Annotated in this window: 13 protein-coding genes; 5 read left to right on the forward strand and 8 right to left on the reverse strand. The window is 35.0% G+C overall.

The features are described from left to right. Nucleotides 1–32 precede the first annotated feature (32 nt). Complete coding sequence (locus LUA90_RS14435; RefSeq protein WP_231491351.1) at nucleotides 33–2,696, reverse strand: alpha-L-rhamnosidase; 2,664 nt, start codon at nucleotides 2,694–2,696, stop codon at nucleotides 33–35. Between the two features lie 158 nt (nucleotides 2,697–2,854). Between LUA90_RS14435 and LUA90_RS14440 the strand changes: the two genes are divergently transcribed. The 5 genes from LUA90_RS14440 to LUA90_RS14460 are packed head-to-tail and all read left to right on the forward strand — an operon-like array spanning nucleotide 2,855 to nucleotide 10,461. Beyond that, nucleotides 2,855–3,532 (forward strand): response regulator transcription factor, encoded by a 678-nt coding sequence (locus LUA90_RS14440; protein ID WP_231491352.1) that lies wholly within the window; start codon nucleotides 2,855–2,857, stop codon nucleotides 3,530–3,532. Beyond that, complete coding sequence (locus tag LUA90_RS14445) at nucleotides 3,532–4,902, forward strand: HAMP domain-containing sensor histidine kinase (protein ID WP_231491353.1); 1,371 nt, start codon at nucleotides 3,532–3,534, stop codon at nucleotides 4,900–4,902. Before LUA90_RS14440 ends, LUA90_RS14445 begins: the two co-directional genes overlap by 1 nt. Nucleotides 4,903–4,936: 34 nt before the next feature. Further along, on the forward strand, nucleotides 4,937–6,208 hold the full coding sequence (locus LUA90_RS14450) for a TolC family protein (RefSeq protein ID WP_231491354.1): 1,272 nt from the start codon (nucleotides 4,937–4,939) through the stop codon (nucleotides 6,206–6,208). 6 nt (nucleotides 6,209–6,214) lie between these two features. Then, nucleotides 6,215–7,312, forward strand: coding sequence for an efflux RND transporter periplasmic adaptor subunit (locus LUA90_RS14455; protein ID WP_231491355.1), 1,098 nt, complete (start codon nucleotides 6,215–6,217; stop codon nucleotides 7,310–7,312). A 26-nt stretch (nucleotides 7,313–7,338) separates the two neighbouring features. Further along, entirely contained in the window at nucleotides 7,339–10,461 is a 3,123-nt protein-coding gene (locus LUA90_RS14460; RefSeq protein WP_231491356.1) for an efflux RND transporter permease subunit, read from the forward strand. 68 nt (nucleotides 10,462–10,529) lie between these two features. Here the strand turns inward: LUA90_RS14460 and tatA are convergent, their stop codons facing one another. The 7 genes from tatA to LUA90_RS14495 all read right to left on the reverse strand — a co-directional run bounded on the left by tatA (nucleotide 10,530) and on the right by LUA90_RS14495 (nucleotide 16,278). Continuing rightward, nucleotides 10,530–10,721, reverse strand: coding sequence for a twin-arginine translocase TatA/TatE family subunit (tatA, locus tag LUA90_RS14465; protein ID WP_231463593.1), 192 nt, complete (start codon nucleotides 10,719–10,721; stop codon nucleotides 10,530–10,532). Nucleotides 10,722–10,827: 106 nt separating this feature from the next. Then, nucleotides 10,828–11,055, reverse strand: coding sequence for a hypothetical protein (locus LUA90_RS14470; protein WP_231463591.1), 228 nt, complete (start codon nucleotides 11,053–11,055; stop codon nucleotides 10,828–10,830). 130 nt (nucleotides 11,056–11,185) lie between these two features. After that, nucleotides 11,186–11,707, reverse strand: a complete 522-nt coding sequence (locus LUA90_RS14475) for a protease (RefSeq protein ID WP_231491357.1) — start codon at nucleotides 11,705–11,707, stop codon at nucleotides 11,186–11,188. Nucleotides 11,708–11,816: 109 nt separating this feature from the next. Beyond that, entirely contained in the window at nucleotides 11,817–12,005 is a 189-nt protein-coding gene (locus tag LUA90_RS14480; protein WP_231463587.1) for a cold-shock protein, read from the reverse strand. 139 nt (nucleotides 12,006–12,144) lie between these two features. Then, nucleotides 12,145–12,351 carry a hypothetical protein gene (locus LUA90_RS14485; protein WP_231463585.1) on the reverse strand — a complete coding sequence of 69 codons (207 nt, stop codon included), beginning with the start codon at nucleotides 12,349–12,351 and terminating at the stop codon, nucleotides 12,145–12,147. Between the two features lie 155 nt (nucleotides 12,352–12,506). Then, nucleotides 12,507–12,911 (reverse strand): response regulator, encoded by a 405-nt coding sequence (locus LUA90_RS14490; protein ID WP_231463583.1) that lies wholly within the window; start codon nucleotides 12,909–12,911, stop codon nucleotides 12,507–12,509. Continuing rightward, nucleotides 12,904–16,278, reverse strand: coding sequence for a PAS domain S-box protein (locus tag LUA90_RS14495; protein WP_231491358.1), 3,375 nt, complete (start codon nucleotides 16,276–16,278; stop codon nucleotides 12,904–12,906). Before LUA90_RS14495 ends, LUA90_RS14490 begins: the two co-directional genes overlap by 8 nt. Between the last annotated feature and the right edge of the window lie 161 nt (nucleotides 16,279–16,439).

A 16,439-nucleotide genomic window follows, 5' to 3' on the forward strand; every position in this document is an offset into this window, starting at 1 on the left:
AACACAATATAGACTGCTTTAGTACCTTCCACCTATTTTATCTCAAAAGCATAACTTCCGGCAGATAGTTCCTGTTTGTGGCTAACCACTTTTCCGTCTAAATACACCTTTTTACCCGATAACGCTGGAATATCCAGGCTTGCGGTAGAGTTCGCTGGGATTTTAACATCATATTTAAGGCCGTTTTTATTTCTTTTCCAGGAAGATAAAATTGTACCATAAAGACTTTCATGGCTTGCGGTAAAGTGTTCTAAACCTTCTACAAAATTAGGTTGAAGCAAAATATTTTTAAATCCAGGCTGTTTTTCATCTATTTTGATACCACCTAAGCCCTTAAAAAACCAGCCACCAATTTCGCCAAACATCATGTGGTTATCCGAAATATCTCTGGTTGCCTGCATATCCCAGTTTTCGTGAAGCGTAGTTGCTCCATTTACAATCCACCAACCCCAACCCGGGTAAGTATCTTGTACGGCGAGTTTATAAGCCGTTTCTGCTTGTCCGTTATCACTTAAAGCATTCAAAACCGCTTTTGCGCCCAATACGCCAACATCTATATGCATACCATCTGCAGCAACACGCTTAGCTAAATTTTCTGCCAATTTTAAACGGTATTGGTCTTCAACAATATTCCATTGTAGTGCCATGCTTAATTCAGTTTGTACACCCGTGCCATAGCTTACTTTTTCTGCATCGAAGTATTTATCATTAATCGCCTTTTTAATTTTCTTTGCCAAAGCGCTATAAACCAAAAAATCATTTTGATTATTGAATAGTTTTGCGGTTTTGGCTAAAATATCTGCATCAACATAAAAATAAACCGAAGAAGTATATTCCAAATTTGAAGTGGATTTTACCGGAACCCAATCGCCTCTGCCAAAAGTAGTTAAACCATCTTTACTGATATTGTTTACATAATTAACGTACTGCTTTATGTTTTTGTAATTATCGGCTAATGCTTTTGTATCGCCATAAAACATGTAAATATTCCATGGGATGATGGCGATTGTGCTGGTCCAATCGGTACCGTTTGCCGTACCATAACCCCAGCCGCCTGTAGGAATAATATCTGGTAAAACGCCATTCGGTTGTTGCTCATCGCGATGGTCGCCCAACCACTTTTCATAAACGGTTAAGGCATCAAAATTGTACAATCCGGTTTCTATAGCAAAATGGCCATCGCCCGTCCAGCCGTTTTTTTCCCTTTGCGGACAATCAGTTGGGAAGCCAAATAAATTTGATAAATAGGAATTATTAGTTGACCACCAGATTTTATCAATTAAAGGATTTGAAGAAGATATTTTGCCGGTTGCAGGTACATCGCTATGCATAAAATAAGCCACCAGGTTTTTCTCTTCAAGTTTAACAGGCTGGCTGGTTGTAACTTCTACATACTGAAATCCTTTATAATTAAACAAAGGCATAAATTCCTCTTCCCCATCACCATTTAAGATAAAAATATCCGTTTGAAATGGGTCGGTGTTGTTAGTTGGGCGATAATAAACATCAATATTTGATAAATCTGCACGGCCATTAGCATTCAATCGCTCTGCATGTTTTAACTTGATTATTGTTCCTTTTTTGCCTGAAACTTTAATTTTACTCACTCCGGCAATGTTTCTGCCTAAATCATATAAATAAGTCGTATCATCAAATTTGCGAAGGCTTTTAACTTTTATCTCTTCAACATTGCGTATGGGATGCATGGTTTGCGAAACAATATTTTTTGAAGGCGCTGCCCTTAAGCTTATACCCCGCCATTTTGTATCATCAAATTCAACTTTATTCCAGCCATTTTGTTCCAGCCTTGCATCATAATGTTCTGCAGTGTAAATATTGTTTGATATAATTGGCCCAAAACTCGTTTTCCAATCACTACCTGATGTTATGGTTTCGGTCGTGCCATCGGTATAGGTAATTCTTAAATCCATGCAAAAGGCTGGTCTTGCTCTCCATGGCGCTTTATCGAAATTCCATACCGCCATAGCCTGATGATTATACCAACCGTTACCCAAAACAACTCCAACTGCATTTTTACCTTTATTAAGGTTAGCGGTTACATCATAAGTAACGTACAAATTCCTTCTATCGAAACGGGTATACATCGGGTCTAAGCGGTGGTTGCCAACTTTTTCACCGTTTAAATAAAGTTCGTACAAACCTGAAGCGACAATATACACCCTTGCTGATTTTATCTCCTTTTTGGGTTCAAAAGTTCTCCTAAAATATGGCGCCTGTCGAGTATTTATATCTCTTCCATCGCTAATCCATGTGCCTCGCCAGTTTTCGGAACCCATCATCCCGGTTTCAAAACTCGAAATCTTCGAAAGCACTAATTTATTATCCTTATCCAAAACTTCTACCCTCCAAAAGTATTTTGTAAAGGGCATTAAAGCGCTGCCTTTGTAGGTAATCAAACTATTTCCAGCATTTACTTTATCTGAATCCCACTGCACATTGATTTTATTTTTGAGCTGTAAAGAATCTGTGCCTACAATAATTCGATAAGCACGTTGCACAGCACCTTTCCTATCATCTTCCATCATCCACGATAAGCGTGGATTAGGGTTATCAATTCCAATTGGATTTACTAAATGTTCGCATTTCAACTTCACAATCCCGGCTGCATTTACTGTCTGAATAAATAAAATCAACAATAAAAATATGGTGCTTATCTTGTTTAAATATGAGTTCATTGCGTTATTAAATATTGAAATATGCTGATAGATTAACTTATAAATCGTTTTACTAATTATATTGTAATATGCAATTTTTATTCCTTCGCATCCAAATATCAACTGTAACAATAATCTGTTTTAATCTCATTTTAAGATGATAAGGTTATTTTTGCAACATGTTCAAAATCGGGATAGCAGAAGATGACGAGAAAATTTCAACACTCTTAAAATCGGCTTTAGAAGAAAATGGCTATCAAACCGCCAGTGTTTTAAGCGGAACAGATGCACTTTCACTTTTCATCAACGATAAATTCGATTTATTTATTATTGATGTGATGATGCCGGGAATTAACGGTTTACAAGTTTGTAAATTACTTCGCGAGCGGCAAATAAAAATGCCAATTTTATTGCTAACAGCACTCGGAACAGTAGATGATAAAGTTATTGGTTTAGAAGCTGGCGCAGATGATTATTTGGTAAAACCATTCCATTTAAAAGAACTTTTGGCAAGGATTGCTGCACTTCTAAGGCGCTCTACCAATATACATGTTGCTCAAAATAACCTGCTCTGCTTTGATGATTTATGTTTAGATACAGCCAGTAAAGAAGTTACCCGAGCGGGCAAAAGCATTGAACTTAGTGCAAAAGAATTTATTTTACTTGAACTGTTTTTACGCAACCCAAACCGCCTTTTATCACGACAATTTATTGCGGAGCAAGCCTGGGATATTAATATTGAGACCGGCACAAATGTGATTGATGTGTACATTAATTTCTTAAGGAAAAAAATTGAAAGAGGGTTTGATAGAAAGCTTATTCACACTAAAATAAATATGGGTTATATTTTAAAGTGATGAAGATAAAAGACCGTTTAGCGCTTTATTTTACACTAATCTGTACATCTATACTTTTAGCGGTGCTGTTTACGGTATATTTTACTTTTATGAAATTTTTGCAAGCCGATTTTTTCGAAAGGCTTACAGACAGAACAATGGTAACGGCCAAACTTTACCTTGAAGCTGATGAAATTAGTCGCGATGCGCTCAACACCGTTCGCCATAAATATCTGCAAAAGTTAAACAGCGAGGTTATTAGAATTTACGACAAAGAAAACCGTGCAACTTTTATTGGCGATTCTGCACAATACTGGCCTAAATCTACAATAGAACTAGTTCGCAAGCGTAAACATTTAAAATATACCGATGGCGAAAGGCAGGTTGTAGGCATTTATTACAAAGATAATCAGGGAGATTTTGTTATTCTGGCTTCGGCAGAAGATTTAGGTTCTCATAACAGATTATCAAAACTTTGGCAAATTATGATTATCGTTTTTATCATGATTTTTGCTTTTGTTTTATTGCTAAGCAGATGGATTGCAGAAAAAATGCTGAAACCTTTAAATAAGTTTCTTGCTGATGTTAAGCAAATCGATGCAAAAAACATGGCGTTTCGAGTAGAGGAAAAAGCCAATAAAGATGAGATAAATCAGATTGCAAAAACATTCAATAACCTTATGGAAGAGCTTGAGCAGGCTTTTATCCTTCAAAAAACATTTGTAGCCAATGCTTCGCATGAGTTAAGAACACCACTTACAAGAATGATAATGAACGCAGAACTTACCCTCTCTAAGCAAAGAGAAATGTCTGATTATCAAAACGCTATTCATTCAATGCTAGAAGAATCTGAAAAAATGGAACACATTATTACAGGTTTGCTGGCGCTGGCAAAAATGGATATGGAGCTCATCCATTCACAACGTGCTGAAATTATAGTTGACGATTTGATAAGCTCAATAAAAACTGATTGGCAACATGAAAGAGGCTTAAATCTTAAAGTTATTGTAAACGATGAGGTTAAAAATTTGAAGGTTTTAGCGAATAACACTTTGATTAGAATTGCTTTGGATAATATCATATCGAACGCATTTAAATTTTCTAAAAACGATGAAGTTATTTTTACTGCCGAAAGAGCAGAACAAGAATTACGCATTCATATTCAAGATAATGGCACAGGCATAAATCCAAAAGATGTAAATAATATCTTTCAACCCTTTTACAGTAAATCGAAAGAATTTGGTTTGCAAGGTGAAGGAATGGGACTTTACATTACCCAAAAGATAATTGAAATATTTAAAGGAACGATTGAATTAACGCCAGCCAATCCAAGAGGATGTGTTTTTACAATTAAACTTCCTCTAATTAATCCGCTTTTAATTTCAGTTTAATTCGCGTTTAATTTGCCTGCTTTAGTTTTGCCGCATGAGAAGAATTTCGGCAATACTCATTGTATTTTTTTGTTTCTGCTGTATAACTGCAAAAAGTCAAATCGACACCTTACGTTTAGATATTGCAAAAGCACAATTGCTGTTTTTAAAAAATAATTTCAACTTATTAGTTAGCAATTATCAAATAGACCAGGCAAAGGCAGAAATTATAACGGCAAAATTATTCGATAATCCACAATTGGAATATGAAAATCTATTCTACAATCATGAAACCAAAAAATTCCTGCAAACCTCGGCAGAGTTTGGTCAGTTTGCAGGGTCTATTTCTCAGCTATTTAAGTTAGCCGGTAAACGAAACAAAAGTATTAAGGTTGCAGAATTTGGCGTAAAACTAGCTGAAGCAGAATACTTTGACTTAATGCGAACATTAAAATTTGAGTTAAACAATAATTTTTATAAAATATATTACGCTACGCAAACCATCAAATTATTTGATGAGCAAATTGCATCGACCAATCAATTACTAAAAGCTTACGAATCGCAATATAATTCGGGCAATGTTGCACAAAAGGATTTAATCAGAATAAAATCACTACTAATTGGCTTGAAAGCCGAACTCGTAGAGGTTTTAAATGAATTAGAAGACAACTACAGAGATTTGAAACTGATTTGTGGCTTAAAGGCATCAACACAAATCATCCTGGTTATGGATGAAAACCAGAATCTACCTATAAACATTGAAAAATTCCCCATTTCTGCATTGTTGGATTCAGCCAGAGCAAACAGACCAGATTTAAAACTTGCAAAAACTGATTTGCAATTAAGCGAAGCTAATTTGAATTTGCAAAGAGCAATGGCCATACCTGATATCGAGCTTGCACTAAGCTATGACTATAAAGGCAATTATCCCGAGAAATATACCGGTATAGGATTAAAAATTCCAATTCCTCTTTTTAACAGAAACCAAGGAGAAATTAAAAAAGCAAAACTTTCTATTGATGCATCGAACTTAAAAATTAACAAACAACAGTATTTGCTAGAGAATGAGGTAATGAATAGTTATAAAACTGCATTAAGAAATGATAAGCTGCTTACTGAAATCGATGTCGATTTCAACTCAGATTTTAATAAACTGATAACTGCTTTAATTAAAAATTTTAAAGAACGAAACATCAGTTTAATTGAGTTTTTGGATTTATACGATTCATACAAACAAACAACACTTCAACTTAATAAACTTCATTACGAGCAAATGAGTTCGAGGGCGGAGCTAAATTATGTAACGGGTTCAAACATTTTTAAATAATTTAACATGAAAATCATCCATAAAACCATTTTTTACGCCAGCTTATTATCAGTAATTGGCTTTAGTTTTTCATGCAGCGAAAAGAAAACCGAAGTTGTTAAAGAGAGATTCGCTATTACTGATTCTTTAATAAACCGATTACTTATTGATACCGTTCAACAAGCCAATAACAAAACAAACATTAGGTTTTCGGCTAAAATTACCGCTAACGAAGAACGTAAATCTGAACTGTTTCCAATGGTAAGCGGAACGGTAAATCACGTTAATATACGTTTAGGCGATCAGGTTAAAAACGGCCAAATATTAGCAACTGTAAAAAGCGCAGAAATGGCTGGTTTTGATAAAGAATATATTTCGGCAAATGCCGAAGTAAAAAATGCCGAGCGAACTTTACAACAAGCGGAGCAGTTGTTTCAAAGCGGCTTATCATCTGCTAAAGAATTTGAAGAAGCAAAAAACGACTTGCAGATTAAGAAAGCAGAAGTAAAGAGAGCAGGTTCAGTATTACGTTTAAACGGTGGCAATAGTGCCGGATTGTATGCCATAAAATCGCCCATTAGCGGTTTCGTAATCGAAAAACAGGTTACCAACAATATGCAGCTTCGTAGCGATAATGATAAAAGCCTTTTCACCATTGCCGATTTATCAAATGTGTGGGCCATGATCAACGTTTACGAATCAGATATTTCGAGATTAAAAACCGGAGATGATGTTAAGCTTTCAACGCTTTCCTATCCCGAAAAAACATTTAATGGCAAAATTGACAAGATTTACAACTTAGTAAACGAAGATAGCAAGGTATTAAATGCTAGAGTTGTAATTGCTAACCCCGGTTATTTATTAAAACCCGGCATGTTAGGCACAGTGAGTGTAACGGCAAGTTCGGGCATAGATTTACCTGTTCTAAACTCAAGGGCAGTAATTTTTGACGATAATAAGAACTATGTTTTAGTTGTAGATAAAAATAAAAAAATCTCCATTCGTGCAATAGAAATCGGGCGTAAAACGGCAGACAAAATATATGTAAGCAAAGGCTTAAACCCTGGTGAGCGTGTTATTGCCTCAAAACAGGTTTTCTTGTTCGAAACGCTCAAAGCTCAATAATATCTTATCCATTAGATTTCTAAATAATGAATAAATTCATTAAAAATATCATCAGCTTTGCGCTGAAAAACAAATATTTTATATTTTTTGCAACATTTATATTAATATCAGCAGGTTATCTTTCGTTTAAAAACACAACTATCGATGCCTTTCCTGATGTTACGAATACCAATATTACGATTATAACTCAATGGCCTGGAAGAAGCGCTGAAGAAGTTGAAAAATTTGTAAGTCGACCGTTGGAAATTGCAATGAATCCAACAGAAAAAAGAACAAGCATTCGCTCTTCTTCCCTATTTGGTTTATCGATTGTAAAAGTAAGTTTTGAAGATGATGTTGACTATGCCAAAGCCCGTGTTCAGGTTAATAACCACTTAGATGAAGCTGATTTACCTGATGGTATAAGTCCGGAAGTGCAACCGCCTTACGGACCTACAGGAGAAATTTTTAGATACACCTTAACCAGCGATGTTAAAACTGTTAGGGAGTTAAAAACGCTGCAGGATTGGGTTATTCAAAGAGAACTTTTATCCGTTTCGGGCATTGCTGATGTAGTTAGTTTTGGTGGTGAAGTGAAAACTTATCAAATTACGGTAGACCCGCAAAAGGCCATTCAGTACGGCGTTAGTGCAACCGAACTTTTCGAAGCCGTTTCTAAAAGTAATATAAATGTTGGCGGGGATGTTATTGTACAAAGCGGACAAGCTTACGTTGTTCGCGGTATTGGCGTATTAAATAATATTGATGAAATAAGTAATGTAGTTGTAGATAATGCAAATGGTACTCCGGTTTATGTAAAAACCATTGCCGATGTTACCGAATCTGCGCTTCCGAGGCTTGGCCAGGTTGGCAGAGATTATGACCCAGATGTAATTGAAGGCATTGTAGTGATGCGAAAAGGCGGCAATCCGAGTGATGTAATTGCTCGTTTGAAGAACAAAATCAGTGACATAAATAATAATATCCTACCGGATGATGTAAAAATTAAAGCCTTTTATGATCGTGAAGATTTAGTAAATTATTCTGTGCATACCGTTATGGGCAATATGCTCGAAGGTATCATATTCGTAACCCTAATTGTATTTCTTTTTGTGGCCGATTGGCGCACAACGCTAATTGTTTCGATAATTATTCCGCTTGCTCTACTTTTTGCGTTCATCTGTCTTAAATTAAAAGGTATGCCTGCCAATCTTCTATCAATGGGTGCCATTGATTTTGGAATTATTATAGATGGTGCGGTTGTAATGGTTGAAGGTATTTTTGTGGCGCTCGATGCCCGGGCACACAGATACGGAATGGATCGCTTTAATAAAATGAGCAAACTTGGTGCAATAAAAAAAGCTTGCCTTGAAAATGGTAAGGGAATTTTATTTGCAAAACTTATCATTATTACTGGCTTGATGCCAATTTTTACCTTCGAGAAAGTTGAAGGTAAAATGTTTTCTCCATTAGCCTGGACCCTAAGTTTTGCACTTTTAGGCTCCTTAATATTAACCTTTACTTTGGTGCCTGCCTTAGCAAGTGTTCTGCTTAAAAAGAATGTTAAAGAAAAGCATAATATATTTTTAGAATGGATGACAAAAGCAACACTCAGGTTTTTTGATATCTGTTTCAATAAAAAAAGATTGGTGTTTTTAATTTCGATTGTTGTTTTAGTACTCGGTGCTTACAGTTTTAAGCTTTTAGGAACAGAATTTTTGCCAAGTTTGGATGAAGGTTCCATTTACGTTCGTGCTACAGGCCCGCTTAGTATTTCGTTAAATGAAACAAAGAAACTTTCTAACGATATGCGGAAGATTTTTTTAAGCTTCGATGAGGTAAAACAAGTAATGTCGCAAACAGGCCGGCCAAATGATGGAACAGACGCTACAGGCTTTTATAACATGGAATTTCATGTAGATATTTATCCAAAAAAAGAATGGAAGCGAAAGCAAACTAAAGAGCAGCTTATAGATAGAATGCAGCAAAAACTGAAGAGTTTTCCGGGCATAAGTCTAAATTTTTCACAACCTATATCTGATAATGTTGAGGAAGCAGTTTCTGGCGTTAAAGGTTCGATTGTAGTGAAAATGTTTGGCGAAAATTTTGAATATATCGAACAGCAGGAAGAAAAAATTGAAAAGATTTTAAAAACTGTTGATGGTATTGAAGACTTAGGAATATTAAGAAATCTTGGTCAACCGGAACTGCGAATAAATCTCGATCAGAAAAAAATGGCACTTTATGGAGTAAGTACAGCTGATGCCAATTCAGTTATTGAAATGGCCATTGGAGGAAAGGCTGCAACGCAGATTTTTGAAGGCGAAAGAAAATTCGATTTAATAATTCGATACCCGGAAGATTTTAGAAATGATGAAACTTCTATTAGCAGATTAAGAATTCCAACTTTAAACGGTTCAAATGTTGAATTGGGAGAAATATCCAGCATAAAAAAAATTACAGGCCCGAGTATAATTTACCGCGATAAGCATAAGCGTTACGGTGCCATTAAATTTTCGATTAGAGGCAGAGATATGGGCAGCGTTATTGATGAAGCTCAGCAAAAAGTTAATGCAGAAATCAAACTTCCAAAGGAATATAAGTTAGAATGGGCTGGTGACTTCGAAAATCAACAAAGGGCAATTGCCAGATTATCGCAGGCTGTTCCGGTAAGTTTGCTGCTTATATTTTTTATTTTATTTGTACTATTTGGTAATATAAAAGATTCGCTTTTGGTTTTAAATAACGTTCCATTTGCGATGATTGGTGGCATTTTGGCACTATTAGCTACAGGTGTAAACTTTAATATTTCTGCAGGGATTGGATTTATAGCACTATTTGGAATCTGTGTACAAAATGGTGTTATTTTAATTACCCGCTTTAAAACCAATATCATCGAACTAAAATATAATCAAAAATGGACTTTTACAGATGCCATTAGAGATGGGATAGCAAGCAGGTTCAGACCTGTTTTAATGACAGCACTTATGGCTGCTATTGGTTTAATGCCTGCTGCACTATCAACAGGAATTGGTTCTGAAGCATCTAAACCATTGGCTATTGTAGTAATAGGAGGCTTAATCACCAACACCTTATTCAATCTATTTGTATATCCAATTGTATTTTATTGGTCGTACAAAAAGAACCTGGTTAAAGGTAATATAGTCTGAAAATAAAAAAACCTACAAAACCTTGGATGGGAACAAGGTTTTGTAGGTTAATTAAAGGAATATTAATTTTAGACTTTTTTAATTGGTTCAGTAGCCGGAATGTCTTTGCCATCCTGCCCGTCTTTAAATTCCTTTATGCCTTTGCCTAATCCTTTCATAAGCTCGGGTATTTTTTTACCACCGAATAAAAGAAGTACGACTACCAATAAAATTATGATTTCTGGTCCGCCTAGTAAGGCAGCGATTGTAACATTACTCATTCCGTTTGTATTAAAGTTTAAGATATAACATTAGATACGTGAATAGTGTTACACTGGTTTTTTGAAAAGCTATAATAATAAAATTATTATCTAAATTTTATGGCGATTATTTTTTCAATTCAGATTCAACATTTTTTATCAAACTGGCTTTTCCATTTTGATAAGTATGTGGTTTTGAAAAATCCTCTATAATATTTTTTAGCTTCTCATCGTGTTCTTCGCCAGCAATTTTTTTAAACTCATTAACCACTTTGTACGAATTCATATCGCCAAAGCCTCTTAATTGTTTTACTTTTTGCAGGAAAGATGTTAATTCAGATATTCGCTTTTCCATTTAATGACCAAAAATAATAAAAACGACTTATTAATTATACACTATTGGTTCGTTTTTTAAAAAAAATACTAACATTTAATTTTAAATTAACATTTTCGCCATCAAAAATTAATGTTTGAAATCAAAAAAATTATTCTTCAAAACTGAATGATAATTTCTTTGGTGCAGAAACACCGCTTATGTTGCTGCCATTGTAGCTCACATAATATTTATTGCCGGATTTTAAATCGTAAGCTTTCAATAAATCAACTTCGGCAGAGATACTATCTTTTGCTTTTACAGATAAATAACTATCTGCCGGAGGTGGCACTATCCTTTTTGCCATTGCACCTATATACGCTACTTCGTTACCATTAGAGTCGGTAATATCTAAATATTTACTAATAAATGGCTCAAATGCCGTATGCCATTTACAAAAAGATTTAGCCGAATCGGCACTATTAATAACCGTAAATTTTAATAAAACCGGCGAGCCTTTTTTTGCAGTTTCATTAATATACATTTTAGCAAACAATGAATCAGACTGTATTGAATCTGAAGACACTTTGCTTGTAGTATCAGCTACCACATTTTTGTTGTTATTTGTTTGATTTTGGCTACAAGCCCCAAATAATACTGCTATCGCAGGTATAATTAATTTTAAATTTTTCATAAGCTGTAGAATCACTAAACAAAAACTTATCCAAACTGGTAGCCCGATAAAAAATTGAGCAAAAAAAAAGCAGACCTTAGTAGCCTGCTTTTAACTTTCTGAGAATTTTTTAAACCAGTTTTACTTTTACTGCATTTAGGCCTTTTTTACCTTCCTGCACTTCATACTCAACTTTATCATTCTCACTAATTTTATCTATAAGTCCACTTACGTGAACGAAAATTTCTGAACCACTATCTTCTTTGATAAAGCCAAAGCCTTTTTCCTCATTAAAAAATTTTACTGTACCGTTTTTCATTTTAGATTTTGTTTATTAATTATTTCATAAAAATATGTTTTAAAATTAAAAAAACAAACCTAAAAGCTGTTCATTAACTAAATAACATTTTTTTTTATTTCAATTCTGTTCTTTGAGCCATTTAGAATGTTTGAGTATGTTAAATATCATCATCTAAAGATTTTTCGTATTCCTCTAACATCACCTCCAAATTGCTTTTCTTCAAAAAAATTGCACCAAATTCAACTGGCTCTTCAGTAATTTCAGTTAAAACAGTAAGGGTTTCAACATTCAAATCTACAAGCTTTGAAATTTCATTAAATTTTTGTGGTGCAAGTTTAAAAATCATCCAATTTTTATTTTCCATATACTAATTAACTGAGTTAGAAACAAAAACGCAAGCAAAAACCCTTAAAAGTTGTATGATTAGTAATATTTTTTTCCACAATTGCGTAATTTTGCGTCAACTGTAACATTCTTATTTCAGCTTACACCTGTTTTAGCACAGATGGTTGTACACTGTTAATTTTTGAAAAACGCATTGAGTTGTCCCAAGCTCTTTAAATGATTAAAGTCTGAATCCTTTAACGGCTTGCTTATAAAATCCAATACATTATCGTATTTCTTGGCTTTTAGCCTATCGCCTTCATTTACTGATGAGGTTACCATTACCACAGCTACATTTTCTTTAAAATCTGAATTTTGTATTTCATCCAACAAGTCCCAACCACTTATCAGCGGCATATTAATATCCAGCAACAATAAAAATTTAGTTGCCTGATGTTCATCCTTTTCCATAAAAAGAATAGCTTCACCTGCATCGTCAAAAAACTCCAGACAACAGTTTAGTTGTTGTGTTTCCAGAACCGCCTCATGTATTAATAAAATTAGCGGATCATCATCAATCACTAAAATTTTCCTATTCATAATGTTCGCTTTCTGCTTTATCTGATTTGGCACTAATTTCTTTGATGATGCTATCGAGTTCATTTGCAGATTGCTTAATGTGCTCAACAATTTCATCAAGCGTAAATTTGGTTTGTTGCTTACCCATATCAATTAGCTGCACCAATGCCATAATTCTAGCCAATGGCGCTCTAACATTGTGAGATTGAATCCAGGCAATCTCTTTTAGCTGGGCATTTTTTTGTTCGATAGAACTAATGTGCTTTAATTGGTCTGTAATGTTTGTGGCAACTACCAATTTAGCCTTTCTGCCTTTGTATTCCATCAAATTGCTTTTAACATCCACATCGAGGATGTCGCCGCTTTTGGTTTTATGCTTAAAAATCCCCTGGTGGAAAAGGCTTTTATTATATTTTGTGAAACTAAGCGTATCTTCAAGATAAAGTAATTCAGAATCTGGCCTGATATCCCGAAGGTTCATAGATAAAAATTCATCACGGCTATAACCGTAATTATTTTCTGCAGCAAGATTTACATCTAAAAACATTAATGTTTCATAATCGTAAACCCACATTGGTAATGGAGAAAAATGGAAGAGCTCGCTGTAGCGCTTTTCTGATTCGGCAACCTCACGCTGAATTTTCTGATTAAGCAATTCTGCATTTTTACGGTCGTTAATATCCTGCACACTACCAAAAATCCTAATGCACTTATCGTTAACAATTTCGGCCTGACCAATTGTTCTAACCCATTTATAATTTCCTTTAAAGGTTTCAATTTCTACTTCTTCATCCCATGGCTGGCCAAATTCGATACATTCCTGAAATTTCCGTTCGATAAGTGTTCTATCATGGCCAGCTTTGAAATGGTCTGTATTGTTTATAATATCTGGCTGAAAATATGATGGAGCTTCATGAATTTCTCTGGTTACATCTGACCAAAAAACCCAATTGTTTATAATATCTACCTCCCAGCTACCCACTCTGGCCAAGCTATTGGTTTTTAATAAAAGCTCTTCTAAAACTTTTTTCTCGGTTATATCTTTAGCCACAGCAAAAATAGAACCCTCGTTTGAAACGGCATTGGCAGTCCACGAAAGCCATTTTGTTTGACCTGATTTAGTTATAAACCTATTTTCGAAATTATTGGAATCGCCGCCAACGGTAAGATTTTTTATAATTTTAAGGGTTTGTTTTCTATCATCTGGATGAACAAAAAACCGGGAAGGATATTTTAAAAGTTCAGCTTCGTTGTAGCCAAGCAATTCTCCCGCAGCAGGATTTATCTTAGTGAAATAACCATTTTTATTAATGATGGCCAATATATCAGGGGCAAACGTAAATATATCTGTAAGTTCCTGTTCTAATTGCTTCCTGCTTACCTCGGTGGCAAGTTGTTCTGCAAAATCATTTGATAATACCGCCATGCCCTCTAAACGGTGCTGCTCTCGTCCGGCTAAAATAAGCACCCCAATTAATACACCATTATCAACCATGGGTAAGCCAAATGCCTTTTTTAAGCCAGCCTTTTTTGCTGCAGATAAACGAGCGATATGGCCGGATTCACTATCCAACCTCCATGAAACCAGCTCCCCATTATTCCAAACTCTTCCCGCTAAGCCCTCGCCTTTTGCTGCCTTTCGATGACTTCTGGTACTGTCGTAAAATTCGGCAATTTGTTCATCAGATATGATATATGAATACAACGCTAATTCGTTATGCTCATTATCAGGTAACCAAACCTCTGCAATGCAAAAATTACCGCATTTACTGATGGCCGAAAGCACCTTGTACATTATGGTTTTTAAATCAGAATGCTGATTGAACAACAAACCAATTTCGGAGAGAAGGTTATTCCTAACTGCTTCTATTTTTGTACTCGTAACATCTCTCTGTATAGATATCCATCGGTTGTACCTACCCCTTTCATCTGCAATTGGCGTTACCGAGAAATTTGTCCAGAACTCATCACCATTTTTTTTATAGTTGATGAGTGTAGCCTCAACTGGCCGGCCTTCTAATAACTCAGAAGTTATCCTTAACACCTCTTCGTGGTCGGTTCGTGGTCCTTCTAAAATTCTGGGCGAACCCTTTAAAACATCTTCAAGGGTGTAACCTGTCATTTCAGTAAATGCATCATTAACGTAAATAACGCCGTTGCTTGGATTTTCTTCTTCATTGTAACGGGTAATAACAACCGAATCAGTTGTATTTAACACTACTGATTCTAATAATTCTAATTGCTGTTCTTCCGCTTTGCGTTTTGAAATATCCTGAATGGCGCCAACTACTCTTATTGCTTTACCGTCTGTATTAAATATAACGAAGCCATTATCTATAACGGTTGCGTATGAGCCATCGTTTCGCATCATTCGATACTCATCTTTCCAATGGTGGCTACCTTTTGCTATAACATCATCCAATCCTTTTACCACTCTATGGTAATCTTCTGGATGGATTTTTACGGCCCAAATGTCAATATAGCTTTTAAGTTCGGCCTCGCTATAACCAAAAAGCGTTGAAAATCCTTCTCCCCAATAAAGAGAATTTGTTGCAATATCCCAATCCCAAATTGCTTCTGCAGTGGCTTTAGTTACATATTTGTATCGTTCATTTGCCAGCAATATTTCGTTTTGATAATTTATCCTTTCGGTTACATCTCTGGAGTTTGCAACAATACCTAAAACACTTGGCTCGTTTATTAAATTGGTTAATACAGTTTCAATCCATCTGTAATTTCCTTTGCCATCAATAAACCTGAAAGGTGCTAATGTTATTGTATCGCCAGGCTTAAGGTTTAACAAAATAGATTCAACTGTTGATAAATCATCCTGGTGTACAAATTCTAAAGCATTTTTTCCTATAAAAAAATCTGAACCTAAACCTAAGATGCTTTCAGAAGTAGGACTGACATAAACGTAATTGCCAATATTATCAATTACAGCAATCATATCCATTCCTTCCTGAACCAGGTATTTAAAAGTTTGCTCGTCGATACTTCCAGATAAATCTATCTTGTCCTTTTCTGGAGAACTTACCCAAAGCTTTAGTAAAACGATGCACTCATTTTCAGATAAATGCGGTTTACAAAACTCGAAGTTCCAATTGCTTTTCCTCTCTTCTGAATAAAACTGTAAGCTAATGGCAGATTCTGAAGATACCGCATCGATAAGTTTGCGATTAAGCGTAGCTAACTGATTGGCTTCTAAATTATAGTGGGAAGTTGTATTTTCAAATGGTTTGTCAATTACTTCGTTTCTGTTAAGGTTAAAGAAATTGAGAAAGCTTAAGGATGCATCTATAACAGTAACGCTATTTTGTGATATTTTCAAAATTAGCGAAGGCTCTGTTAATAAATTAAAAATAGCTGAATAAATAGTATCCGGCATTATGTTTTTCAAGATTGTAGGAATGATTAGTTAATATAGCAATTATCTGGCTTTTTTGCAACAATAGATGCTATAAGGCTCGAAAAGTATTCAATATTTACTTGTTATGCAAATCTTGAATCATCATATATATATGCATTAAGATAGGCTAAATGCAGATT

This window comes from Pedobacter sp. Leaf170, assembly GCF_920984665.1.
Taxonomy (GTDB): domain Bacteria; phylum Bacteroidota; class Bacteroidia; order Sphingobacteriales; family Sphingobacteriaceae; genus Pedobacter.